This is a genomic window from Thermomicrobiales bacterium (assembly GCA_023954495.1).
Taxonomy (GTDB): Bacteria; Chloroflexota; Chloroflexia; order Thermomicrobiales; family CFX8; genus JAMLIA01.
Map to the genome: position 1 here is coordinate 32,228 of JAMLIA010000015.1, position 24,762 is coordinate 56,989.

21 protein-coding genes are annotated in these 24,762 nt (G+C 64.9%); 10 read left to right on the forward strand and 11 right to left on the reverse strand.

Annotated elements, in window-relative coordinates; translation table 11 throughout:
• The first annotated feature begins 44 nt into the window (after positions 1–44).
• Positions 45–461 carry a large conductance mechanosensitive channel protein MscL gene (mscL, locus tag M9890_04780; protein MCO5176277.1) on the forward strand — a complete coding sequence of 139 codons (417 nt, stop codon included), beginning with the start codon at positions 45–47 and terminating at the stop codon, positions 459–461.
• Positions 462–535: 74 nt separating this feature from the next.
• On the opposite strand, the gene M9890_04785 is transcribed toward mscL, so the two are convergent.
• Entirely contained in the window at positions 536–2,017 is a 1,482-nt protein-coding gene (locus M9890_04785) for a hypothetical protein (protein MCO5176278.1), read from the reverse strand.
• 214 nt (positions 2,018–2,231) lie between these two features.
• Positions 2,232–3,734, reverse strand: a complete 1,503-nt coding sequence (locus M9890_04790; GenBank protein ID MCO5176279.1) for a DUF2207 domain-containing protein — start codon at positions 3,732–3,734, stop codon at positions 2,232–2,234.
• 125 nt (positions 3,735–3,859) lie between these two features.
• On the opposite strand from M9890_04790, the gene M9890_04795 reads away from it, so the two are divergent.
• Positions 3,860–5,086, forward strand: a complete 1,227-nt coding sequence (locus tag M9890_04795) for an MFS transporter (protein MCO5176280.1) — start codon at positions 3,860–3,862, stop codon at positions 5,084–5,086.
• A 115-nt stretch (positions 5,087–5,201) separates the two neighbouring features.
• Here the strand turns inward: M9890_04795 and M9890_04800 are convergent, their stop codons facing one another.
• The 5 genes from M9890_04800 to M9890_04820 all read right to left on the reverse strand — a co-directional run bounded on the left by M9890_04800 (position 5,202) and on the right by M9890_04820 (position 10,487).
• Positions 5,202–5,693, reverse strand: coding sequence for a hypothetical protein (locus tag M9890_04800; protein ID MCO5176281.1), 492 nt, complete (start codon positions 5,691–5,693; stop codon positions 5,202–5,204).
• Between the two features lie 132 nt (positions 5,694–5,825).
• The gene (locus M9890_04805; protein ID MCO5176282.1) at positions 5,826–6,707 is read right to left on the reverse strand and encodes a zinc metalloprotease HtpX; all 882 of its coding nucleotides are present in this window, start codon (positions 6,705–6,707) and stop codon (positions 5,826–5,828) included.
• A 358-nt stretch (positions 6,708–7,065) separates the two neighbouring features.
• Positions 7,066–8,289 (reverse strand): beta-lactamase family protein, encoded by a 1,224-nt coding sequence (locus tag M9890_04810; protein MCO5176283.1) that lies wholly within the window; start codon positions 8,287–8,289, stop codon positions 7,066–7,068.
• 80 nt (positions 8,290–8,369) lie between these two features.
• Complete coding sequence (locus M9890_04815) at positions 8,370–9,788, reverse strand: ATP-binding protein (GenBank protein MCO5176284.1); 1,419 nt, start codon at positions 9,786–9,788, stop codon at positions 8,370–8,372.
• Positions 9,789–9,803: 15 nt separating this feature from the next.
• On the reverse strand, positions 9,804–10,487 hold the full coding sequence (locus M9890_04820; GenBank protein MCO5176285.1) for a response regulator transcription factor: 684 nt from the start codon (positions 10,485–10,487) through the stop codon (positions 9,804–9,806).
• 487 nt (positions 10,488–10,974) lie between these two features.
• On the opposite strand from M9890_04820, the gene M9890_04825 reads away from it, so the two are divergent.
• The 4 genes from M9890_04825 (at position 10,975) to M9890_04840 (ending at position 14,052) form a co-directional block, all read left to right on the forward strand.
• Positions 10,975–11,364 (forward strand): hypothetical protein, encoded by a 390-nt coding sequence (locus M9890_04825; GenBank protein ID MCO5176286.1) that lies wholly within the window; start codon positions 10,975–10,977, stop codon positions 11,362–11,364.
• Positions 11,361–11,945 carry a YdeI/OmpD-associated family protein gene (locus tag M9890_04830; protein MCO5176287.1) on the forward strand — a complete coding sequence of 195 codons (585 nt, stop codon included), beginning with the start codon at positions 11,361–11,363 and terminating at the stop codon, positions 11,943–11,945. Before M9890_04825 ends, M9890_04830 begins: the two co-directional genes overlap by 4 nt.
• A gap of 140 nt (positions 11,946–12,085) precedes the next feature.
• Entirely contained in the window at positions 12,086–13,687 is a 1,602-nt protein-coding gene (locus M9890_04835) for a DUF3352 domain-containing protein (protein MCO5176288.1), read from the forward strand.
• Between the two features lie 20 nt (positions 13,688–13,707).
• Positions 13,708–14,052, forward strand: coding sequence for a lipocalin-like domain-containing protein (locus tag M9890_04840; protein MCO5176289.1), 345 nt, complete (start codon positions 13,708–13,710; stop codon positions 14,050–14,052).
• Here M9890_04840 and M9890_04845 read toward each other — a convergent pair.
• Positions 14,049–15,095 carry a Gfo/Idh/MocA family oxidoreductase gene (locus M9890_04845; GenBank protein MCO5176290.1) on the reverse strand — a complete coding sequence of 349 codons (1,047 nt, stop codon included), beginning with the start codon at positions 15,093–15,095 and terminating at the stop codon, positions 14,049–14,051. The two genes, M9890_04840 and M9890_04845, sit on opposite strands and share 4 nt — an antisense overlap.
• Positions 15,096–15,259: 164 nt before the next feature.
• Here M9890_04845 and M9890_04850 point away from each other — a divergent pair, with 164 nt between their 5' ends.
• The 3 genes from M9890_04850 to M9890_04860 all read left to right on the forward strand — a co-directional run bounded on the left by M9890_04850 (position 15,260) and on the right by M9890_04860 (position 18,542).
• Positions 15,260–15,643 (forward strand): hypothetical protein, encoded by a 384-nt coding sequence (locus tag M9890_04850; GenBank protein ID MCO5176291.1) that lies wholly within the window; start codon positions 15,260–15,262, stop codon positions 15,641–15,643.
• 132 nt (positions 15,644–15,775) lie between these two features.
• The gene (locus M9890_04855; GenBank protein MCO5176292.1) at positions 15,776–17,887 is read left to right on the forward strand and encodes a GAF domain-containing sensor histidine kinase; all 2,112 of its coding nucleotides are present in this window, start codon (positions 15,776–15,778) and stop codon (positions 17,885–17,887) included.
• A complete protein-coding gene (locus M9890_04860; protein ID MCO5176293.1) occupies positions 17,880–18,542 on the forward strand; it encodes a response regulator transcription factor in 663 nt (220 codons plus the stop codon). Before M9890_04855 ends, M9890_04860 begins: the two co-directional genes overlap by 8 nt.
• A gap of 8 nt (positions 18,543–18,550) precedes the next feature.
• On the opposite strand, the gene M9890_04865 is transcribed toward M9890_04860, so the two are convergent.
• Genes M9890_04865 through M9890_04875 form a run of 3 tightly spaced genes read right to left on the reverse strand, consistent with a single transcriptional unit; the run spans position 18,551 to position 22,759 of the window.
• Positions 18,551–19,444, reverse strand: coding sequence for a LysR family transcriptional regulator (locus M9890_04865; protein ID MCO5176294.1), 894 nt, complete (start codon positions 19,442–19,444; stop codon positions 18,551–18,553).
• A gap of 16 nt (positions 19,445–19,460) precedes the next feature.
• Positions 19,461–20,264, reverse strand: a complete 804-nt coding sequence (locus tag M9890_04870; GenBank protein ID MCO5176295.1) for a histidinol-phosphatase — start codon at positions 20,262–20,264, stop codon at positions 19,461–19,463.
• A gap of 32 nt (positions 20,265–20,296) precedes the next feature.
• The gene (locus M9890_04875; protein MCO5176296.1) at positions 20,297–22,759 is read right to left on the reverse strand and encodes a M14 family metallopeptidase; all 2,463 of its coding nucleotides are present in this window, start codon (positions 22,757–22,759) and stop codon (positions 20,297–20,299) included.
• 91 nt (positions 22,760–22,850) lie between these two features.
• On the opposite strand from M9890_04875, the gene M9890_04880 reads away from it, so the two are divergent.
• On the forward strand, positions 22,851–23,981 hold the full coding sequence (locus M9890_04880; GenBank protein ID MCO5176297.1) for a hypothetical protein: 1,131 nt from the start codon (positions 22,851–22,853) through the stop codon (positions 23,979–23,981).
• The last annotated feature ends 781 nt before the right edge of the window (positions 23,982–24,762 follow it).

Sequence of the window (24,762 nt, forward strand, 5' to 3'; positions counted from 1 at the left end):
CTGTTGGGGTGGCGGCTCGAGTCTGTGATTCGAAGGGGGATATATTGAGATCACTCGCGGATGAGTTTCGCGCGTTTATCTTGCGCGGGAACGTCCTTGACCTCGCCGTCGCTGTCGTTATCGGCGCAGCGTTCGGTGCCGTTATCACGTCGCTGGTCGAGAATATCCTGACGCCGTTGATCGCCGCGATCTTCGGCAAGCCGGATTTTTCGAACCTCAGCTTCACGATCAACAACAGCCAGATCATGTACGGCGCATTCCTGAACGCCATCATCGCGTTCCTGCTTGTCGCCGCTGCGCTGTTCTTCTTCGTCATCAAGCCGTTCAACCTGCTCATGTCACGGCGCAAGCAGCAGGCTGAGGCGGATCCGACCACTCGCGAATGCCCGTACTGCATGACGGTTGTTCCGATTGCAGCAACGCGTTGCCCGGCTTGCACCTCGGACCTTAAGGCTGCCTGACCTCGTCAGGTCCACACCAGAGCGCGAAGTGAACCCCGGCCAGAATGGCCGGGGTTCACTTGTCGGTGAGTTGGTCAATCGCCGATGCGTGTCCAGGTGCCGCAGGTCTTCGACGTGAATGCTGCATCACTTCCGCTAATCGTCACGGTCTGAATGCTGGTTGAGAATTCGTTGGCGATGATGCCGTCCAGGTCGCCGGTGAAGTCAGACTGGCGCTCCCAGTAGCACCCCTCGCTCGAATCGCTGTTACGCCACGTGCCTGGTCCGACATCGACGCTGACGATCCAGGTGCCGTCGCCGAAATCTGCCGTTGGGCTCGTGGTGATCGCGGACAGATCGGTAGACCAGGTGCCGCAGCCTTCTGAGAAGAAGCCGGTGTCACTGGCGTCGATGCTGACGACAGCGCGGCCGGTATTGATGTCATTCGCGATGATGTCATCAATCGTACCGCCGAAGCCGCTCAACCGCTCCCAGTAGCACATGACACCACTGGCGCCACTGCGGTAGGTGCCGGCCTCGATGTCCTTGCCGACGGTCCACGAGCCGTCGGTGAAGGTCGTGGCGTCCGGGCCGGGTGTTGGCGTCAGGATCGGTGGCTCGGTTGGGTTCGGCTCGGGCTCAGGGTCAGTGCCCGATGTCAGGCTGGAGCGCCACGCATAGTAGTGCTGCCCGACATTACCCGCCTCGACCTGCCAGCCCGACTGGTTGGCCGCATTGAAGGTCAGGCAGCGGCGCTCGAAGCACTGCCACAGCACCGTCGTCGGCTCCCCACCGATCATCACCTGCGACCAGTACGCCTCAGTGATCGGATAGCCCGTGGCGTAGTACGAGTTCTGGAACAGCGGTGCCTCGGTCAGCTCCCCGTTCTCCTGCACCAGTCCCGAGGAGTTCATGAAATCCCAGAAGACCGACGCCACCGTGTGGTCGATGCCCTCGACGGTCAGCCGCTCGGCTGCCGTCACGTTCGCTGGTGGATCGGCTGGTGCCGTCGCCATGATGCCGGAGCCATCGACCCAGGTCGTGAGTGTCGTGCCGACCGCGGTAGCCGGCTGATCTCGCAGACCGAAGGCGGCGATGTCGGCGTAGGTCGGCTGGCTGCCGGGATCACCAGCGATGTTGACCGTCGCCGGGTCGTGCGCCTCGAAGTGCGTATCTCCGAGCTGGAGCTGACCGGTCACCATCTCGACGACGAGCAGACCGTTGGTCACATCCCACGGTTCGGTAGCACCGGACCATGCTGCGTCTTCCATGCGGGACTTGTCGTAGTACTGGACGGTGCGCATGCCACCGGGAGCGTCGTCATACGGTTCCTGGAGTGCGCCGGTGTTGGCCTGCGGTCCCCACATCCAGGTGCGCAGGACATTGCCGTTGGCGACCGGTTGGTCGGTGCGCGCCCAGGTGCGCTGGAAGGCGTCGGTCGCCGGAGTCTCGGCTGCGGCGGAGAGAATCGCCAGTTGGGCGACGGCGAGAGTAAGGAGGGCGGTCCCAATTAACGCCCCGGTGATCCAGGTGGGGCGGCTGGATAAGCGGCCCGTGAATCGGTGTATCGCTGCCATGGGGCACATCGCTTTCTCATAGGATTATTGAGATTCATGCTGTATCGCCAGGGTCACGTACCGTCACGGACGGCGGGCGTGATGGCTCCTTTCATTTGCGCATAGATTGCCTGCACGTGACCTGTCGGAAACTGTCTCGTGGGCGCAGTATAGGAGGGTTTCACGGGTTGTGTCAACGACACCGACCGTGATCTGGCCGGGCTGAAACGATGTCCTAGAAGCTGCCGCCGGCCGCGCCGCTCCCGGCCGAGGCACCCGACCCGGCAGCGCCACTGCTGGATGGCGCGACGCTGCTGTTGAACGCAACCCAGTACGGATAGAAGCCGGCAGTATAGGCCGAGCCGGTCTCCGGGCCGCCCAGCCAGACCGGTAGGTAGCCCGCTTCGCTCGCCTTTTCGAGTCGTTTGTTGAATGCCTGTCCCGATCCGAGCGCCAATGCATAGGGCACGGCGGTGTCGAGATCGAGGTCCACCTGCGGGTTCTTGCCGGCTGCGCCAAGATAGCGCTTGTAGCCACGCCAGGGAGCAGCAACCTGATCGCCTTCGACGGTCGTGTTCGGTATCTGAGAAACGAGGATGATCGCGATCGTGCCGACGAATGCCAGCGGAACGAACCCGATCAGCGCCAACGGACTCTTCGCGATGGCAGCGAGAATGATGACGATGATCGCCAGGCCGTACAGCAGCGCCGCGAAGATCCAGTACGGTTTGCGCCGCTCGTTCGCATCTGTCGCGAACCAGCCGCGCTCGATCAGCTCCTGGCGGATCTGCTTGCGCACATCACCCCACGACTTTCGCACCTTACCCATCTGCTTGTCGCTGACGATCCCGTCCGCGTCCGCCTGCTCGGACAGCGCGCTCCAGATCATCTGCTCGTAGCCGGGCTGCACGTCGCGCTCATCCTGTAGCCGGATGCGGATTTTCTTCTTGCCATCCGGCTCGATGGCGATCGCACCGCGCGCCGCGAGGTCGAGCAGTGTTGCGCCAATCGCCGTATCGGTGACGTTCCCCGCGACGAGCGATCCGGCCAGCGCCGGTGACAGATCGGTTGGTGGAGAGACTGCTTGCGTGACCGGTGCCTTCGACGTCATCCGCGTCGGGATGCGCTGCGACAGCAGGAACCCCGCAGCTGCCGCCAGGACGACACCGAGGAAATTGACGATGCTGAACGCGCCGTCCGCGACCGACCCGGCGAAGCGCTCGGCGGTGCTCGGCTCCGGCGGTGGTGGCGGGCCGAGCGTCAGGTCGCGCTCGATGCGCTCCAGCGCGAGGATGATGGCACCGGCGATGTCGCCGTCTTCCAGTTGGGGCCGCATGTCGCTGGCGATGCGGTCGAGCTCGTACTGCGGCAGGTTGCCATCAATCAGCGACTTCCCGGCGATCAGTGCGTAGGTGCCGTGGTCCAGATTATCCGGCTGCAAATTAAGGAAGATGACCACGCCATCGCGCTGATCCGGTCCGGACTGAATATCCCACGTCTCCATCAGCTCGCGGCCATCAGCAACGGTCTCGTCGTAGTCGGCGTCGCGGGCTGCCAGAAAGACGACCACGGGCGAGCCGGTCTCTTCGACTGCGGCTGCCTGTGTATCGATGCGAGCGATGTTGTCAGCTGTCAGAGCCCCGGTCTGGTCATAGACACGCTGGCCGGGGACGCGGTCGCCGAAGTCGGCGGCGAGGGCAATCAGCGGGGCCGACACTGCCAGGAGCAGGACGACCACCATCACGCACCAGGACCATCGGCGTGGGGGCAATGACATGTAGCAGGACCTTTCGTTGCTCTCCATACCGAATAACCTACCGCCCACGTATCATGCACGAACGGTACCAGTGGGTGGGAGGGTTCGTGCTGCAATCGATCGGGTTGCTCCCGGCGACCGCGTCGTCAGATGCGATGCTGCTGGTCCTCGCGCGTGGCGTGCGTGCATTCGCCGATGGGTTTATCAGCGTGCTGCTGCCGGTCTATCTGCTGGAGCTGGGCTTCAGCGAGTTCCGCGTTGGCGCGATCTCGACCGCAACGTTGCTCGGCTCGGCCGGCTTGACGATCCTCGTCGGTCTGGTTGCCTACCGTCTGCGTCGCCGGAGCCTCCTGCTGGCGGCGGCATTCGTCATGGCGGCAACCGGCTTCGCATTCGCAGCGGTCCACACCTTCTGGCCGTTACTGCTCATTGCGTTTATCGGGACGCTCAATCCCTCGGCTGGTGACGTCAGCGTCTTCCTGCCGCTTGAGCAGACGCTCCTGCCGCAGACGGTTGACGACCGCGAGCGTACGTCTCTGTTCGCGCGCTACGGCCTCGTCGCGTCGCTGGTCGGCGCGGTTGGCGCGCTGGCTGCCGGTCTACCGTCACTGATCGCCCGATCCACCGCGCTGAATCTGCAGGATGCGCTCTCACTCATGTTCGTCGCCTACGCACTGCTGGCGCTGATTGCGATGGCGCTCTACCGCCATCTCTCGCCGGCCATCGAACCCCCGGCAGATGCACCACCGACGCCGCTGCGCGAATCGAAGCGCATCGTCTACACGCTGGCCGCGCTCTTCTCGCTGGATTCATTCGGCGGCGGCTTCGTCGTGCAGTCACTGTTGGCGCTCTGGCTATTTCAGCGCTTCGACCTGTCGATCGCCACGACCGCCACAATCTTCTTCTGGTCGGGGCTGCTGTCGGCCATCTCCTATCCGGTGGCAGCCTGGCTGGCGGGTCGGATCGGGCTGGTCAACACGATGGTCTTCAGCCATCTACCGGCAAACATCTTCCTGATTCTGGTGCCGTTCATGCCGAACCTGTCGCTGGCGATCACGCTCCTCTTCGCACGGAGCCTGCTCTCGCAGATGGACGTGCCGACTCGCAACTCCTACGTCATGGCAGTGGTCACTCCCGCCGAGCGCCCGGCCGCAGCGAGCCTCACATCGGTGCCACGCAGCCTGGCGTCGGCAGCCAGTCCACTGCTGTCCGGCTGGATGCTCTCGCTCTCGCCGTTCGGCTGGCCGCTAGTCGTCGCCGGCACGCTGAAAGGTACCTACGATCTGCTGCTGCTAGCGATGTTCAAGTCGGTGCGTCCGCCGGAAGAACGCTGAGGTTGGTTGTCGGGGGTTGGACGCGGTGGCGATATACCGAGGCCACGCGGGGGTGTCGCCTCACGGCGATGACAGCGCGAGCGCTGTCCCTACGAAGGGATCAAAGGCTATTTGCTCAGGACGAAGCTGGCGGCCCAATCCGCGTCATTCGTGGGGCGCGGATGACGAGCGTGATGCCGGCCAGTAGCAGGAGCGCAATGCCGATTGCCACCCACGGCTGCCGCTTCGGGACAGTGCGGTTGAGATGCTCCAGATAGACGCTGGATTCGTCGAGTCGCCCCGTGCCGGTGCAGGCGTCGGTGTGGATGCGGATCGTGTCCGGCTCATGAATGCCGTAGACCAGATAGTCGACGCCCGACTCAAAGGGGATTCGCTCAGTACCGTCAACGGATACCTGCGCGATTGGCGCGACGTCACCCTTCCAGACTTGCTCGACCTTGACCGTGGAGAACCAGGGCGGTTCCTTGTTGGGATCGTCTGTGGAAGTGACGCGACCGCTGAAGATCACGTCTGCGCGCTCAAAGGCATCGTCAACGGTGAGAATACGGCATGCTCCTGCCGCCTGATCCGGCCAGGCGACCAGCCCAACGACGATGACGAGTGCCAATATTCTCCACATCGTCGCGACCCTCTCCGCTCGCCGTGCCTCCAATTTACTCGCAACCACCATACCGCGAGGTATGGGCAACCCCTCGTCCGGGGCGGACGAGGGGTTGGGAAAAGGGGGTAGGGGTAGAAGTTATCGAAGATAGGCCGACTGGCTGGGCTGCAATGCCATCTGCTGCAGTCGGGCGACGCGGTCCGCAGTCGGTGGGTGTGTGCTGAAGAGCTTGCTGACGGTCGCGCCGGCAATCGGGTTCACGATGAACAGGTGCTGTGTCGCCGGGTTGGTCTGCGCCATCGGGCGTCGCTGGACGCCGGTCTGCAGCTTCTCCAGCGCGCTGGCCAGCGGCAGTGGATCGCCCAGAATCCGTGCGCCGGTCGCGTCGGCCGAGAACTCGCGCGATCGTGAGATCGCCAACTGGATGATCATTGCGGCGATCGGCGCGAGAATCGCGAGGGCCAGCATGCCGATGATACTGCCGCCTTCTTCATCGTCGCGACCGAATCCACCGAAGATCGCCGTCCATTGCAGCATGTTCGCAATCCAGGTGATCGCGCCGGCGATGGTCGCGACAACGGCACTGATCAGCGTGTCGCGGTTGCGGATGTGCGCCAGCTCGTGGGCCATCACGCCGGCCAGCTCATCCTTGCTCAGCAGGCGCTGGATGCCGGTTGTCACCGCGACGGCGGCGTGGTCGGGGTTGCGGCCAGTGGCAAACGCGTTCGGGCTCTCGTTGTCGATGACATAGACGCGCGGCTTCGGCAGGCGGGCCAGCATCGACAGATGCTCGACCATGCCGTGCAACTCCGGCTCCTCGGCCTCCGTCACCTCGCGCGCGCCAGACATCCGCAACGCCAGCTTGTCGGAAAACCACCAGGCACCGAAGTTCAGCACCAGCGCGATGAGCAGGAAGATGGCCGCGCCACTCGGGCCACCTACGAACTGCCCGATCACGACCAGCAGCATCGTGAGCGCGGTTAAGAGTCCGACAGTCTTGATTGTGTTTCCAGTTGTCATTGCCGGACGACCTCCATGGGTTCGTGAGCGTGAGCGTCGGTAGTCGGTATATGAGTCCGACATATTGATCATGCGCTGCACGTATGACAAGGGCATGAAGCGTGGGTGAAGGTTTGCGGTTTGGCTCAAAACCGATGAATCGGCGCTATCCTGTCGCAGAGATTGCGGACGAAGTTGGCATCGCCTCGTCCGCGACGACAGCCGTGCTTTCTCATTCAGGCTCGCACTGGCGGGCAGCCCGGTCACCTACTGTCCTCGCCGTGAGGCGACGCTCCTGCTGGAGTGCAGCACGGCAGCAACCCCCCAGACACAGGACACCCCTCTCCCCGCGGGAGAGGGGGACGGGGGGTGAGGGCCTCTACCCCATCAACTCCTTCGCTATGGCATGGAACCCGGGGATGCAGATATCGTCGGCCTCAGGTTGGTCCGATGTCGGGTAGCTCGATTGCTGAACGATGATGACCTGCGCGGTCGGGTCGACGTAGAGCCACTGGCCGTTGATGCCGATGCCGGTGAAGGCGTTGTGCGCGTTGTGCGTGTGCCACCAGAATGCGCGGTATGACCAGCCTTCCCAGAGCGGCCCGGCCTCGCTCAGGCCGCGCGCGAACGCTTCGCGGTCGCCACCAGCCCGGATCGTCGCGACGACCTCCGGCGCGAGGATTTGCTGGTCGTCCCAGGTGCCGTTCTGCAGGAGCAACTGGCCAAAGCGCGCCAGATCGCGAGCGGCGGCATTTAATCCTGCGCCCGCCATCTCCATGCCGATCCGATCCCGGATCATGTAGGCGTCGCGTTCCATCCCCAACTGCGACCAGATGCGCTCGCTGATGACCTGCGAGACTGGCTTGCCGGTGACGCGCGCGATGATCCAGCCGGCCACCTCGGTATTCGGCGTCACGTAGTGGAACGTCTCGCCGTGGCTGCCTTCCTTCTGGAACTGCGGCAGCAGCTCCTCCAGGTTGCACGGACCCTTCCAGCCGTCCGGGATCGGGCTGAAGCCGCTGGCGATGCCGTAGCGAGCGACGTCACCCTCGCCGAAGTCGTAGACCTCGTCGAAGTGGATGCCGGTCGACATGTCGATCGCGTGGCGGACGGTTGCATCCTGCCAGGCGCTGCCGGCCAGCTCCGGGAGGTAGTCAATGACGGGCGCAGCCTCGTCGATCAGCCCCTCGTGGGCGAGCTGGAGCGCCAGCGTCCCGATGAATGATTTGGTGACCGACATCATCTGATGCTGGCTGGCCGGCCCCATCCCATTGAAGTAGTGCTCGTCGATCAGCGCGCCATCGTGCAGGACCACCAGAGAGTCCGCATAGCTCAGTGCCAGCATCTCGGCGACCGTCCGCTCGCTGCCGCTCGCGTCGGTGAACGACAGATCGCTGAGATCCCTGCGCTGCGCGGGCAGCTCACTCACCGGCCCGCTGCCGCGCGAGATCTCCGCCGTCGGCATCAGCTCGCGCATGTGCTGAAACGCCCAGCGATTATTCGGCGGCTCCATCAGGTTCGCCTGCGTGACGCGCTTATCCGGCGGCGCCGGATAACCTTGCATTAACCCCAGCTCGGCGGCCGTCGGTGGTGACTTCACCATCTTCTTCATCCCCTTTGCGCATTGCTCGGTCGGGACGCACGATACGTGCGCGGGGTGGTGTGGTCAATGCCGTCTGCCCCTCAATCCTCACTAATCGGCAACGCCACGGTGAACGTCGAGCCTTCGCCGGGGGTGGAGCGGACGCGGACCTGGCCGCCGTGGGCTTCGGTGATCTGACGGACGATCGAGAGGCCGAGGCCGGTTCCGCCGACGGCGCGCGAGCGGCCGGTGTCGGCCCGGTAGAAGCGCTCGAAGATGTGCGGCAAATGCTCGGGGCCGATGCCGATGCCAGTGTCGGCGACGGTCAGCTCGGCGACCTGCCCGTGACGACGCAGGCTGACCGAGACCGTGCCGCCGGCCGGTGTGTAGCGCAGTGCGTTCTCGACCAGGTTCCAGATCAGCTGACGCAGTCGTTCCGCATCACCACGGATGGTCAGTGAATCGTTGGCGGTCAGCTCCAGTGTGCGGACGCCGTCGTCGCGCGTGGTGATGCGCTGCGCGTCGTCGACGACGTTGGCGACGAGCGCCTCCAGAGGGACGTCATCGTGCTCGATGGCGAGGTCGGCGTCCGCGTCGGCCAGGAAGAGCAGGTCCTGAACGAGACGGGTCATCCGGTCGACTTCCTCGATCGCGTCGCGGGCGGCGTCGCGCTGCTCCTCGGGCGGCAGTCCGGCAGCAAGCAGCTCCAGGTTGCCGCGCACGACCATCAGCGGGTTGCGCAGCTCGTGGGACGTGTCGGCGACGAGTGTGCGCTGCCGGTCGAGCATGAGGCTGATGCGATCGAGCAGGGCGTTGAAGGTCAGCGCCAGGCGTCCGATCTCGTCCGGCTCGTCAGCTTCTGGCACCCGTTCATTGAACTCGCCGGTCTCGGCGATGCGCGCGACGCGGTTGGTCAGGTCGGAGACCGGCTGCAGCGCCTGGCGCGTCAGCGACCAGGTGCCGATCAGACCGCCGAGCAGGGCGAGGATGCCGCCGGCCAGCAGGAGCGTGCGGAACTCGGCGATCGTCTTCATCATCGGGCTGAGCGATTCGGAGAGCTGCACGACAGCGACCGTCTCGCCATTGATCGTGAGCGGGCTGTAGCGCGAGCGCAAGCGGACACCGCCGATCCGGACAGTCTGGTAGATGTCCTCACCGGAAGCGGCAGCCGCGACGGCCTCGGGATCGAGCGGGACGGTCTCGGCGGTCAGCGACGAACTGGCCAGAGAGCGACCATCAGTGCCGAGAATATGGATATGGATGTTCTGCGCGCGCAACTCCTGTCCCGGCGTTGGCGGTGAGAGCACGAACATCTCGTCGAGCAGGTGCTGGGCGTCGAGGCGGTCGCCACCGCGGATGACAACGGCGCGCTCGATCTGGCCGGCCAGATCGGCCAGCTCATCGTCGATGCCGGTCGTCAGCGTCTGGCGCAGGATGAGGTAGATGGCGCTGCCCAGGATCGCCAGCGCGATCAGGAACGCGACAGTGTAGATCAGCGCCAGGCGAAACCGCAGCGACATCGAGCAGCCCCGCGTCTAGTCGCTCGGCTGACGCAGGCTGTAGCCGACGCCGCGAATGGTCTGAATGATGCGTGGATCGCCCTCCGACTCCAGTTTCTCGCGCAGCCGCTTGATGTGGACGTCGATGACGTTGGACTCGGGGAAGAAGCTATCGCCCCAGACCGCGTCGTGAATGCGGTCGCGCGAGAGGACCTGGCGCGGATGGCGCATGAAGTATTCGAGCAGCTGGTATTCGGTCAGTGTCAGGTCGATAGGGCGCTCGCCGCGAACGACTTCATGCGTCGTGGAGTTGAGGCGCAGGTCGGCGAAGACGAGCGCTTCCTGATGCTCGTCACCGGCGCGTCGCAAGAGCGCGCGGATGCGGGCCAGCAGCTCATCGAACGCGAACGGCTTGACCAGGTAGTCGTCAGCACCGGCGTCGAGGCCGGCCACGCGGTCGGGAACGCGGTCGCGCGCGGTCAGCAACAGGATCGGCAGGCGTGGCTCGGCGGCGCGCAGGCGGCGGCAGACCTCCAGCCCGTCGATGCCGGGCAGCATGACATCGATGATGACGAGATCGGGCAGCTCGCCGAGGGTTTTGTCGAGCGCCTGCTCGCCGGTTTCGGCGAGATCGACCTCGTAGCCGGCGAAGATCAGGCCGCGTCGCATCATGGCGAGAATCTTGGCGTCGTCATCGACGACGAGCACTTTGTCAGCCATATGACTCCATTTGCATATGCGCGATTGAATATGTCATCAAATCTTCATCTTACTGTCATCGGGGCGTCAGGGCTCGTGCGTAACATCACAATCGTTCAACGTCTTGCCGGTACCCGAGTCGCATCGTCGCGGCCCAATCTGAGTATAGCGGCACGCACCTTGCGAACGTTGAACCATAGATCGACTGGACGATAGGCTGGAGCCTCTGGATACCCCGTAATCGATCGACCTCGATCGTGGCGCGAATCAAGCTGTGGTTCGCGGATGCGCAAGGCAGTTACCGTCGCTGCCAGCGCCCAAAGGCTTTCCGTAGACGGAATCTACAGTTTCCTCTCACTCCAGTCCCTATCGCCGTACAGCGCGCGGGGCTCCGGTAACACCGGAGCCCCGCAGTCGCTTTTGCGGCCCGGGATGACGCCAACCGCCGCGCCCTCTATCATCGTTCAACAGCTGGTCATTCACTGACGCGCGGCACGGAGGGGGCGTGATGCAGGCAGATCATCCGTTGGCGGTCTGGCTCGGATTACTGACACCAGCCGAGCTTGATGAGCTGGCCGCCGAATATGACTGGGTCGAGACGCACCTCGACTGGCGTGCCCGCCCGGCCATCGCCGCCGTCCTCGAAGCGATCGACGACCTCATCATCGAGCAGCGCCGCCGCGGCACAATCCCGCCTCCCGCGATTGCGCGCATCGAGCAGACCATGGCGCTGCTCGACCGCCGCGATATTCAGGATCTCTTCCGCTCGTACCGCCGCCTGGCGCGCAATCGCGCTCGCGATGCCAGCGAGCCGGTGCAGCGCTTCCACGCCGCCGTTGGCGATCTGCTGTCCGCCGCGCTGGTCGCGCGCGAATCCGAACCGGGGAGCTTTCAATGAGCCAGCAGCCTGACCCGATCTACTTCGCCGACGCCGCAGCGCTGCGCGCCTGGCTCGATGAGCATGCCGCGACTGCCTCCGATCTGTGGGTTGGCCTGTACAAGGTCAGCAGCGGTAAGGCCGGGATGCGCTGGCCGGAACTCGTCGATGAAGTTCTGGCAGTCGGCTGGATCGATGCGACTCGCAAGACGGTTGACGACGAGCGCTACGTCATTCGCATCGTCCCGCGCAAGACCGGCAGCCGCTGGAGCCAGGTCAACATCCAACGCGTCGCGGAGCTGACCGTCGTGGGCCGGATGCGCCCGGCTGGCCTCGCCGCCTTTGAGGCGCGCAAGCAGATCGATGGTGCGGCGTATTCATATGAACGAACCGTCGAGCTGAGCGCCGAGCAGGAGACGGAGTTCCGCGCGAATCCGGCTGCCTGGACATATTTCAACGCCCAGCCCGCGTCGTATCGCCGGGCGGCCATCTGGTGGGTCGTGGGTGCCAAGCGCGACGACACCCGCGAACGACGGCTGGCCGAGTTGATCACCATCTCCGCGCGCGGTGAGCGGCTGCGCCAGTTTCAGCGCAAACGTTAACGCGCCGATTGGCCAAACGGTCAGGTCGCCGCGTACCGACTGGTCGTGTTTCCGGATTATCGAGGCTGGTAGCCTGAACTTCGTCGCCAGGGTACGGCGACGTGCATACGCTCGAAGACTGACGAATGGATTTCTTGACGATGACTGCACATCCATCTGCGCTTGATTACGCCAGCGATCAGCCGGAGCCGAACCGTCGCCGCACGAAGGTGATCGGTGGATTTCTCGTTGGTCTGCTCGCGCTGCTCATTGTCGGCGGCGGGGTAGTACTCGCCTTCCGCATGCTGCTTGGCCACGATGACCGTGCCACAGCGGCCTATGCGCCGCAGGACAGCGTGATCTACGTGGCAGCGAACACCGACCCCACCAGCAGGGCCTGGCTGAACGCCTGGCAGTTGGCTCGCAACGCCGGCATCGACGACGATCTCTCGCGGCTCCCGCAAGAGGGACTGGATGACGTCGGCGAAGATCCGTCGCTCTGGGACGACCTGATTCGTCCGGCGATTGGGCGCGAGGTCGGCTTCGCTGTCTGGCAGCCGGCTGGTCAGGACGGGCCGGACGTGGCGCTCGTCGTGATGATCGCCGACGAGAACGCTGCCGAGCAGGCCATCGCGCGGATTCTCGACGGCGAGACGCCGGAAACTCGCACCTATCGTGACATAACCTATCAGGTGAAGGACGAACAGACCGCCGTCGGCATTGTTGACGACGCGATGATCGTCGCATCCGGAAGCGATGCGTTCCAGCACGTCATCGACGCGCGGCGTGATGGCGCGCTCAACGACATCGAGCAATTCACCAGCGCCGCCGATCGTGCAGCCGATGATCCGCTGCTCTTCAGCTATGTCGACGGCCCGGCCATCACCGCGCTGGCGCGGACACATCCGGACGCCGCGCAGGCCTACGGTTTCGATGCCAGCGCGATGCAGACCTGGAGCGGTGCCGGGGCGATGACCTTCACGGTCAAGGCGTCCGGTGACACGTTGCGCTTCGCGACGCTGACCGGCGGTCGCCCGGCAGACTTCCCGACGACTGCGACCGACGGGATTGCGGCCGATGATCTGCCCGCATCGACCATCTTCGCGGTCGCTGGCGTCGATTTGTACGAGTCATTCCTGAAGCCGACCATCGGTCAGGCTACCGCGCTGGACGCCCCGCTGTCCGACGGCTCCGATGCGGCCGATGCAATCGCCGGTCTCGCCATGGATGACGATCTGCTCTCGCACCTGGTCGGCTCGTACTCCTTCAGCTTCGCCGCGCTGACTGACAGTTCCAGCCCGTTCGGGTTCAGTGGTGCGGCTCGCTTCCAGAGTGATGTCGATGACACTTCCGCCGTGACCAGCCTCGTGAACGACGTCGCCGATTCGCTGGCTGACATCGGTGTGCCGATGACGCGGACGGACACCGGCTTCAGCATCTCCGGCTCCGGCGTGCCGGTCTTCGGCGATGTCGCGGTGGATGACAATCTCACGGTCGGCTTCCATCTGGGCGATGGTGTCGGTGATGGCACGCTGGCGGACGATTCGCAGTTCGCTGATCTGATGGACGCGCTGCAGGACGACTCGACGATGATCGGGTATCTTGCGCTGGATCGACTGATTGGGCTGATCCCGGAGGACGAGTGGCGTGACGTCTCGCCGCAGACGCGGGCGGCGCTGGAGTCGCTTAGCGGGATGGGCTGGTCGGTCGCACCGGACGGCGACGGACTGAGCGCAGAGTTGTTGCTGACCGTCACGAAGTAGGGCACATGGGAGGACAGGCAATGGCGAACACGGACATCGTCGGCATCTGGCGACTGGTCGCCATCGAACGGCCGACCGCAGACGGCAGCGTCGCGCGCGACGACGCGCCGCACGGCTTCCTGCTCTACGACGCGAGCGGCTGGTTCGCTGAGTCGTTCTCAACCCATGGACCGGACGGCAACGTCCTCACCGTCCTGTACTGCGGCACCTGGGAGACCGACGGCGACAGCGTCTTCCACATCCCGGCCATGCACGCCGACCCGGCCAACATCGGCAAGCGCCTGCAGCGCCAGTTCGTTGTCGATGGCGACCGCTTCACGCTGATCTCCGGGCCGGTTCGGCTGCACGGCGAGCGCCTGCGCTAGCCCTGCTCGACCTGTTCCCACTGGTTCGTCTGCCCGGCGCGAAGGGCGGCATCGAGCAGCGCCTGGGCCGCGATGCCGTCCGCAAAGGTCGGTTCCGGCGACGGGCCACCGCTGCGGATGGCGTCGACGAACAGCCCGGCGATGGTGGTGCGCGGGTTCACCGCGTCCGGCTGCTCGATCGGCTGCGGTCGCTCATCGCCGGGGCCAGCCATAAGCAGCTCGGTGCCGGCCACAATCAGAGAGCCCTTTTCGCCGTGTAACGACATATCCCATTCGCCACCATTGTAGGCTACGGGCACGCCGCGAATGGTCAGCAGCGCACCGCTCGCGTAACGTCCGAGGACGACGAAGCCGTCGTCCGCATCGACACCCTGCAGGGCGTCGCGATCGGCCAGCGGGATCTCAGTTCGCGAGGTGATCGTCTGGGCGGCGACGTCGACGACCGGACCGCCGATCCAGAGCATCAGGTCGGCCAGATGCGGCCCGACCGAGCTGGCCAGCAGGCCGCCCGACTGCGCCGCGTTGCTGAACCAGGCTGCCTTCGAGCTGCTCCAGAGCGGTGAGGCGAGGTATCTCTCCGGGTTCATCGTCACGCGTATGTCGGCGGCGACCAGTCGGCCGATCTGCCCCGCGGCCACAATGTCGTGCGCCCGTCGCCAGTGGGCCATGAAGCGCTGATGGAAATTGATCATCGCTACGACGCCGGCAGCCTCGGCTGTATCGCGCATTGCGCGCGTCTCGGCCACCGTCGATGCCATCGGCTTCTCGCAGAACAGATGGACGCCGGCTGCGGCTGCTTCCCGAACCATGTCGGCGTGCAGCGCCGGTGGACTGGCGATGATAATGGCGTCGACATTCGGCAGCAGTTCCCGATAGTCCCCCGTCGCCTGCGGGATGTTGAAGCGCTCCGCCAGCGCGTCCGCGCGCTCCGGTTGCGCTGACGCAACCCCGGCGACCTCGACATCCTTCAGCTGCTGCAGTACCTCGACATGGTGCGCACCGAATCCGGTGCCGATCACCCCGACCCGCACGACCTCACTCATCGCTTCGCCCCCCTCTGCGTCAAACAACGGCATGGTATCGCGTCGACGCCGATCGGGATACGTTCCCGGTCGAATCGGGAATCTGTCTGACGACACGGGCTGTGGTGCTGCATAGGCTGGTGACAGTGATCGTTGCTACCGTCATTGTTGAGAGGATCTCTCCCATGTCGACACAGGCCCACGCTCTTACACGAACCGATCGACCGACCTCAGTACGCTGGGCTGTCATCATCACAATCGTTGGGCTGATCGCGGGCATCCCGTTCTATTTCGCACCGGGTTTCGATGATGTCCCGATCGGAGCGACCGTGTTCTCGATCGTCGCAACCATCGTCACGCTGGTTGTATTGCGATCGCTGTGGGACGGTCGGCGCTGGGCAGCGATAGCCTTCTTCGCGATCACGCTGCTGAACGCGCTGTCAAGCGTCCCGGGTCTCTTCGACCCACCAAGTGGCTGGGTGACGGCCGCGATTGTGGTCGGTCTTGTCTTCACTGCCCCTGTCCTGGTCTTGATCGCCCTGCCGGAGTCGCGTCGCTCCTACCACTGATCCCACGGCTCCGCTGTCTGCTCCGCCGGTTCGTCCGGTGGGGCAGACTGTTGCTCAGCCAACTACAATACGAGTACGTGACATAGCAACCGGAGACTCGTCGTGCAGGCAACCAACGCTGTGGCGCCCGCGGTGCCGATTTCGCCATCCGTCCCGACCCTGCGCCAGCCAGTAACGCTTGCCTCGCGCTGGATCTGGCCTGCGCGGCTCCTCATTGTGCTGTTAGCAATAGTGGCGATTGCGGTCGCGCAACCGTGGACGAATCTGCCAGACACGTCGTTTGTGGAGAACAGTGTGCCCGGCTTCCCGCGTGGCGAGGTCGTACAGGAGGGTTTGGGTCAGCTTGGCATTGCACCCCGCACACTCGTCTGGGGGCTCACTGCGCTTAGTCTTGCCGAGGTACTGCTCGCCATCGGCATTGCCGGTCTATTGCTTTGGCGCTGCGCGCGCGAGGCGACGTCACTACTGATCTGCATCTTCCTGATCACCAGTAGCTGGGCGACCTATCCGCCGGACCTTGCCACGATGGCAGAGACCGAGCCGACCCGGGCGCTGCTCGACGGGATCGTTACCACTCTCTTCCCCACGTCACTCGTGCTGCTGCTGTTCATGTTCCCCGATGGCCGTTTCACGCCGCGCTGGACTGCCCTGCCGGTCGGCGTCATCCTGCTGGGCTGGATGTATGAGTTCTTTCTCCATCCAGCTTCCGCCATGACGACCAATGTCGCGTTGGACATTGCTTCCCTGGCCGTCGTGCTCGTGCTCGCCGTTTTCGCGCAGATCTATCGATACCGACGTGTATCCGGGCCAATCGCGCGTCGGCAGTCGAAGTGGTTCGCCGTTGGCATCTCGATGGCATTCGGGTTGTTCGTAGTGGCCAACGTCATCCTTGAAGCGACCGACATTGATCAGCCTGATACTGCGCCGGTACGGGCACTGCTACTTGGGCTGCTCGCACTCATCCTGATGTCGCTCATCAGCGTCGTCGTGCCGGTGACACTCGCCATCTCGCTGCTGCGCTTCCAGCTCTTCGATATCGACCTCGTCATCAATCGCACACTGGTCTACAGTGGGCTGACGGCAGCCATTGTCGGGCTCTATATCGCCATTGTCGGCGGGCTGAGCGTACGGCTGCACACCGGCCGCAGCCTCCTCGTCTCGCTGATTGCCACCGGCATCGTTGCGGTCATTTTTCAGCCGCTGCGGGATTGGCTGCAGCGCTCCGTCAACCACCTCCTGTATGGTCAGCGCGACGAGCCGTATGCCGTGCTGACCCGTCTCGGCCGCAACCTCGGCGGCACGCTTGCGCCGGCTGCCGTTGCGCCGACGATCGTGGTAACCGTGACGGACGCGCTGCACTTGCCCTATGCCGCCATTGCGCTGCGAGCGCACGGTCAGGAGGAGATCGTCGCCGAGGTTGGCTCACCGGGTGCCATCGTGGCGCTGCCCCTTGTCTATCAGGGCGAAACGCTCGGCGACCTGCAAGTTTCGCCCCGCGCCGGTGAGTCGCTCGGACGTGAAGACCGCCGTCTGCTGGAAGACCTGACTCGCCAGATCGGCCCGGCGCTGCATGCCGCCCAACTGACGAGCGATCTTCAGCGCTCGCGTGAGCGGCTGGTGCTGGCGCGGGAGGAGGAGCGCCGCCGATTGCGGCGCGACCTGCACGACGGCCTCGGACCACGATTGGCCGGGCTGACTCTGCGGCTGGAGGTCGCCCGTGACCGGCTGCATCACGATCCGCTGGCCGGTGAACTGCTCGACGATCTGTCGGAGCGCACGCGTGTGGCTGTTGACGACATCCGACGGTTGGTCGACGGACTGCGACCGCCGGCACTCGATGACCTCGGGCTGGTTGGCGCGCTGCGCCAGACCGTCCAGCCCTACGAGTCGGCCAGCCTGACCATCGCCGTCGATGTGCCCGACGCGCTGCCGGCTCTCCCGGCTGCGGTCGAGGTGGCAGCCTTCCGCATCGCTGAGGAGGCGTTGACCAACGTCGTTCGTCACGCTGATGCCCGGCGCTGCCTGGTTAGTCTGACGCATGCAGGTGGCAATCTCATCGTCCTCGTTGAGGACGACGGTCATGGCATACCGGCAAATCGAACATCCGGCGTCGGCCTCGTCTCGCTGCGTGAGCGTGCCGCAGAGCTTGGCGGCTCCTGCGTCATCGAGTCGCGCCCCGACGGCGGGACCCGCGTGCACGCATTGCTGCCCTGCCGAACAGACGAAGGGCAGGATGATGGATAGTCAGCCGGTCGATATCCTGATCGCTGATGACAGCCTCGAATTCCGCGAGGGCTTGCGCCAACTGCTGGAAGCCCAGCCGGATCTGCGCGTGGCGGGCGAGGCGACGGATGGTGAGCAGGCGATCGATCTCAGCGCGCGTCTGCAGCCGGATGTCGTGCTGATGGATCTGCAGATGCCGGGGCTGAATGGCATCGACGCGACCCGCCGCCTCGTCTCCGCGCAGCCGCACGTCGGCGTGCTGGTCGTCACAATGTTCGAGGATGACGATTCGGTGTTCGCCGCGATGCGTGCCGGAGCGCGTGGTTACCTGCTGAAAGGCGCGCGGAAGGCCGAAACGCTGCGGGCGATTCGCGCTGTCGCCAACGGCGAGGCGATCTTTAGTCCGGCGATCGCGCGGCGCATGATGGGGTTCTTCGCCATCAGCCGACCCGTGCAGGCAACGAGTCTCTTTCCGGAGCTGACCGATCGCGAGCGCGAAGTCTTGAACCTGATCGCCCAGGGCCGCACCAATGCCGAGATCGCGGACGGCCTCTATCTCTCACTGAAGACCGTGCGCAACCATGTTTCCAACATCTTCGCCAAGCTACAGGTGGCCGATCGCGCCCAGGCGGCGATCCGAGCGCGGGAGGCCGGGCTGGGCAACCAGGAGAGCTGAGCCGATACTCAGACGACGAGTGTCCCGCCCGCCTGCCGGATCGCCGCGACGAATGCCTCGGCGACGGACGACAGCGGCTCGTCGCTCGTGGCGCGAGCCAGCGCGGTACGTCGCTCGAACGGCGGCGCGTCGGTGACGGCGATCTCGGCGAGGTAGCCATCCAGCAGGTCGTCGGCGACAAGATCCTCGGTCAGGAACGCGACACCACCACGCCTCCGTAGCAGACGCCGCGCTGTGCCGAACGGCGCTTCAATGACGGCACCGGACCCGTGGGGGATTGCGCGGACGGCGTCAACGAACGCCGCATCCCAGCCGATCAGCACGAACGGGTTCGCCGATGCGATGACATCGGTGAATGCGACCGCACCTCCGCGCGCCAGCGGGTGCGCGGGCGACGCCACCGGCACCAGCCGCTCGCGGAATTCGATCAGCGCCTGTAATCCGGTTGGCGGCGGCGTCCAGCCAATGATGCCGAGCGTCAGCACGCCGTCGCGCAGCAGCTCGGCGAGATCGTCGCTACTTCCTGCACGCACGTCGATATCGACGGCGGGATGCTCGTCGCGGAACGCAGCGATGGCGCGCGCAGCGAAGCCACCCGCCAGCGAATCGAGCAGCCCGAGTGCCAGGGTGCCTTGCTCGCCCGCCGCCGTTGCCCGCGCGGCAGCGATGCCTTCATCCAGCACCTCCAGCGCCCGCCGTGCGAACGGCAAGAACGCCTGCCCCATCTCGCTCAGCGCGATCGAGCGACCCATCCGCACGAACAGCTCGCCGCCGACCTCCTGCTCCAGCACCCGCATGCGCGCGCTGATCGTCCCCTGAGCAATGCCCAGATCCGCCGCAGCCCGACTGAAGCTGCCGACCCGCACAATCCGCTCGAATGCTAGAAGCTGGTCGCGATCCAATGGACGGCTGCCCCCTCTACAAATCCACAAACACCGGCTTGCGTGCCTCAAAGCACGTCACCGCCGTGAAGCCTGCCGCATCCAACAGGTCGCGGGCAGTGTCGAAGTGGTAGCCGATGTGTTCGGGGCGGTGGGCGTCGGAGCCGACGGTGATGATCTCGCCGCCCAGCTCGCGATACCACTGCAGCACCGGCAGATCGGGCGACGGGATGCCGACCGGGCGGCGGGCCGTGCCGGTGTTGATTTCGATGCCGATGCCGTGCTCGATTGCGGAGCGCAGGATGGCGCGCAGCGGCTCCTCGTAGTCGGTGCTGTCGTAGCCACCGTGGACGCTGAATCCTGCCCGCTTCGGCACGTCGATGTGGCCGATGACATCGAAGCCACCGGCCGCGACGACATCCAGCATCTCACGGTAGTACGCCTCGTAGGCGGCGCGCGCATCCCAGCCTTCGAAGTAGTCCGGAGTCAGCGTCATCCGTCCAGTGACCCAGTGCAGCGAGCCGAGTACGAAGTCATATGGATAGGTCGTGAGGAGTTGGTGGGCTTCGCTGCCGAAGCGATGCGCCTCGCCAATCTCGACACCAGCGCGGATCGTCAGCCGATCCCCGTAGCGCTCACGACAGGTCGCCAGCTCGGCGAAGTAGGCGTCCGGCTGATAGTAGCCGGTGCAATCGTCGAGCGGTTCCCAGTCGGCGTGCTCGGTGATCGAGATTTCACGCAGGCCGAGCGCGATAGCCGCCTCGCACTGGCCGGTCATCGCCGCCTGCGAATCGCAGGAGAGCGCAGTGTGCATGTGATAGTCGTGCGGGATCCTGGCCACCGGTGTTGACCTCCTCGATGGACGGCGCTGGCTTACTCCATCGCCGCCGCGAACAGCGCATTGAACAGCAGACGGTAGGTGCCACGGGCCTGGGCGCGGAACTGTGGGCGGAAGCCGAAGAGCACGGCGCGGCCTTTGTCGACTGGAACCTCAAGCAAGGCACCCTTGCCGCGCAGATGCTCACCGCCGAGCATCCAGCCGGAGAGTAGCTGGTTCTGTAGCGGGTAGCGTCCGACGACGGACACCTCGCCTTGCGGCGCGGCGACCTCAAACGCCGGTGAGTTGACGAACAGGATCGATGCTTCGCGGTCGTAGCCCCAGGCGATTGGATGCGTCGGATCGAGCAGCAGCCGCAGCAGCGATCCGGGATTGTAGAACGTCTCGGGGCGCGCCCCCTCCAGCGCGTTCGTGACCGGCAGGTAGAGCTGCTTGATCGCGACATCGCAGGCGCTGTCGAGCGTGATGAGCGTCCCGCCGCCCTCGACGAAACGGCGCAGGTTCATGATGCCCAGCTCTCCGAGACCACCCGCGTACTCGGCTGGATAGTCAGAGATCGGGTTGCCCTCCAGGATTTCGCGGGCCGGCTGCTGTGGCAGGAGGATGACGTCGAAGCGCTCGGCCAGGCCGCCCTGGCGGAGGTCGCGGTCGCGGATCGTCTCGAAACGCTGGTCGTAGTGTTCGAAGATGAAGCGCGTCCAGCCTTCGTCGATGCCGTTTGGCCGCCAGGAGCGGTAAAGCCCGATCCGTGGCGCAGCGAGGCGGGCCAGACTGCCGTTCAGGTCGGCGCTGCTGGTGGCGTTGGCGATGACGTGCGTCGTCCGCGCGACCTGCTCGACCGTCTCGCGGGCCAGACCATCGACGACCCAGGTGCCGAGCGGCAGGGACGCGCCGGGCGATGCGACGCGCGAGACACTCCCTCCGGCGGCCAGCAGCAGGTTGACGGCACGGACGCTGGCGTTCACTCGTGGGTCGAGCGCGAAAACGTTTCCCGCGCCGACCACGCCGCCCTCCGGCAGCGCGACCTCGTTGACCGGCTCCAGCTTGGCCTCGAACGCGTGCTCGACCGGCGTCGTGCTGACGCCCATCTGGATCGGCAGCGAGTGAGCGGTGATGTCGTACGGCGGCTTCGGCGGTCCACCCGGGTAAAGTCGCAGGTCTGGGTAGCGCTGCGTCTCCAGCATCGTCTTGGCGAAGCGGCCAGCCGGCTGACTGGTCATGATGACGTGCGATCCGGCTGGGAACTCGACCCCGTCGGCGGTCAGCGGCTCGGTGGCGCGCTGCACCTCGACGCCGCCAGTGCGCAGGACATCCAGCATCTCGGCGGCCCTGACCGGGTCGGACTGGTCGGAGGGGACGACGAAGGCGTACGGCGTCGATCCCTCGACGGCGTGGCGCTGAATGCTCAGGAAGTTGCGCACCCAGCGATCGCGCCAGGCCGCAGCGGTGTTCAGCGCCGCCCAGCTGGCGATCGTGTTGTAGTCAACGATGTCGCGCAACGTCCAGTCGCCACCCGTCCAGGGCAGCGGATGGTTCCAGGTGGCAACCAGCGGGTCGAACCCACGCCGCTCGGCCAGCTGGGAGCGGGTCAGGTGGATCGGCGAGGCGATCCGCACGCTGGCCGCCTCGGAGAGAATGCGGACGCCGCCGTGGTAGTGCTGGTAGGCGCGGGAGGGTGAGTAGGCGTCGAAGATGATGTTCGTCGCCACACCGGCCTTGCCGGCCGCCGTCAGGTCGGCCGCCATCGACTGGCCCATCAGCGCGACTTGCGAGCGCAGGATCGGATCAACGTTCGGATCGTACGGATCGATGAACGGCGGCAGGACATAGCGCGCTCCGTCCTGCATCATCTGGTGCTGATCGAAGACGATGTGCGGATGCCAGACGTTGTGGATCTTCTCGATCGCCAGCCGCGTCTCGGCCTGAGTGAACATAAACCAGTCGCGGTTGTTATCGTGGCCGGTGTAGGTGTGGTAGAGCGTCGGTGGCTGCGAGCCCTCGTGCGGCGTGCCGAGCGACTGCTCGTACCAGTCGGCGACCAGCTCCATGCCGTCCGGATTGAGCGACGGCACCAGCAGCAGGATCACCTCATCGAGAATGCGCTGCACCTCGGGGTCGTCGCGTGTGGCGAGATCGTAGACCAGCTCCGGCGTCATCTGCACCGCGCCAACCTCGGTCGCATGGATCGAGCAGGTGAGCAGCAGAATGGTGCGGCCATCTGCGAGGAGCGGTTCTGCCTCCTCATCCGAGAGCCCACGCGGATCGAACAGGCGCTGCTGGACCTGGCGCAGGTGATCGATGCGGGCGAGGTTGTCGGGCGACGAGATGGTCAGCAGCACGAATGGCTGCCCCTCGGTCGCCGTCCCAAGCTGCTCGAATTGCACCCGGTCGCTTTCGGCGGCGATGTCCTGGAAGTAGGCCAGCATAGCGGGCCAGCGCACCAGTTTGCGATCGCTGCCCATCCGAAAGCCGAACCGATCCTCGGGACGCTGGAACATGATCTTTCCCTCCTCCACGAAACAACGGGTCGATAGTAACCGATGCCGGTACAATGCGGGTTGACGTAGATGAAGTAAGGGCACGCAACGGATGCTGACGATCTCGAACAGACCGCGCAGCTGTGCTTCGCGCACGCGCGTGCGCGTGAAGCGTCTTGCGTTTGTGGTTGTCGTGCTGTCGCTCATGCTGCTGATGGCTGCCTGTGATGTGGACGGTGCGCCGGCGGCAACGCCGGTGCCGGGCGCCAGCCCGACCGGCACGCTCACCCCGGCCGGCGATGTCCTGCGGATCGATGGCGTGCCCGTGCGTCAGGTCGTGATCCCATCGCCGGATACCGGGCCGGTCTACGCGCTGGCCGGCGACCGCCTCTTCCGCATGAAAAACGAGGCATGGATCGAAATCGGCATCGACCGCTATGTGCGCCGCTATCTCGTTGACTCCGAAGAGCTTGACCGCATCTTTCGCGGTCGGCACCGTGTATGCGGCTCCAGTCCGCCTGAAGACGACATCCCGATGGAGGTGTCGAGCGACGGCGGGGCGCATTGGCGGCAGCTCACGCTCGGATCGAACATCGAGCCGATCATGTTCGATCCGACCGACCACGATGTCATCTATGGTGCGGATTGCAGCAGCCTGGTGATCACGACCAACGCCGGGAACACCTGGAATCGCATCCGTGCGCTGCCCGGCTACTCCGTCGTCGATGTGCGAATGACAGGCACACGGCTGCTCGTGCTGGGCGTCAACCCGACCGGCAACAGCGCGCTGACCACCGTCGATGTCACCGATCCGCATTCGCCGGAGGTCGGCGACATGCTGCTGATCGCCGACGGCATCACCCGGATGGACGCCAACCATGAGCAGATCGTTGTCGCCGGTGGCGGCATCATCCACATCTCGGTCGATGGTGGGCAGACCTGGACCCAGTCGGTCGCGACGATCGAGGAGGATTCGCTCGAAACGCCGGGCAGCGATGCGACCCCGGCGCGGATGCCGCTCGGCAATGTCCTGTCGCTGCTGATCGGTGCGCAGGGCACGATCAAACGTCTCTACGCCGGCACGCCGAACGGTCTGCTCGTCTCGCAGGACGACGGCCTGACCTGGGTGCGCTACGACGAAATCCCGCCCGACGCCATCGTCACCCAGATCCAGTACGGCCTGGCCAATGCTGACCTCTACGTCACGACAAACCCCGGCGTGGTGATGGTGCCTGCTCCGTGAGCGCGAGCAATGCCGCACCGCGTGGTTCATCGCTCCTTGGCTGCGCGAGAATCCGCATCGCGACGAGCGCGATGGCTGGCAGCAGAAGCCCGGCGAAGCGGATGACGAAGCGCACCAATCCCCTCTCAGATGCATCATGCCTGCAACACCATTGATAGTAGCGATTCTGCATTACTTCCGTACGGACAGGACCCGGCCTGTCCTCGTCGTGAGACGACCATCTCGTCCTGGATGACGGCGGACTCGGCATTTCGCCACCACAGCGGTTCCGATTTGTAGGGGCGTATCGCATACGCCCATTTTGACCGTGATCAGTTCCGACCGACAGCCACGGTGTTCGGGTGCCCATGTTGGACGGTCGTGTTTGCGGCCGGGCGTATGCGATACGCACCTGCATAATCGTGTTCCCAACGCGCGTGGGTGATACGTGCGTGCCCGACGAAAGTTGTTAGGTATGCCGACACGGGAGTTGCATGTCCAGATCGCGGTTATCTGCGCGGGTGTGTCGCCTCAGGACGATGACACAGCAATACAGTGTGAGCGAAGCCTTTGCGCTCGATCATTCGTCGGCGTGCTGCACGGGTGGCGGGAGACCGTCGCCTCACGGCGAGGACAGGCCAGGTCCCAACGTTGTCGCATTAAAAAAGAGATGGCTCCGGATAGACTGATGGTGTCGAGCCGATCGGTCTATCAAGCGGAGCCACCATCATGCTATCAAGCCAGCCAGTCATCCACCAGCGCCAGTTCCGTCGGTTCCTCGCCCCACTCGTCGAGGCCGCCG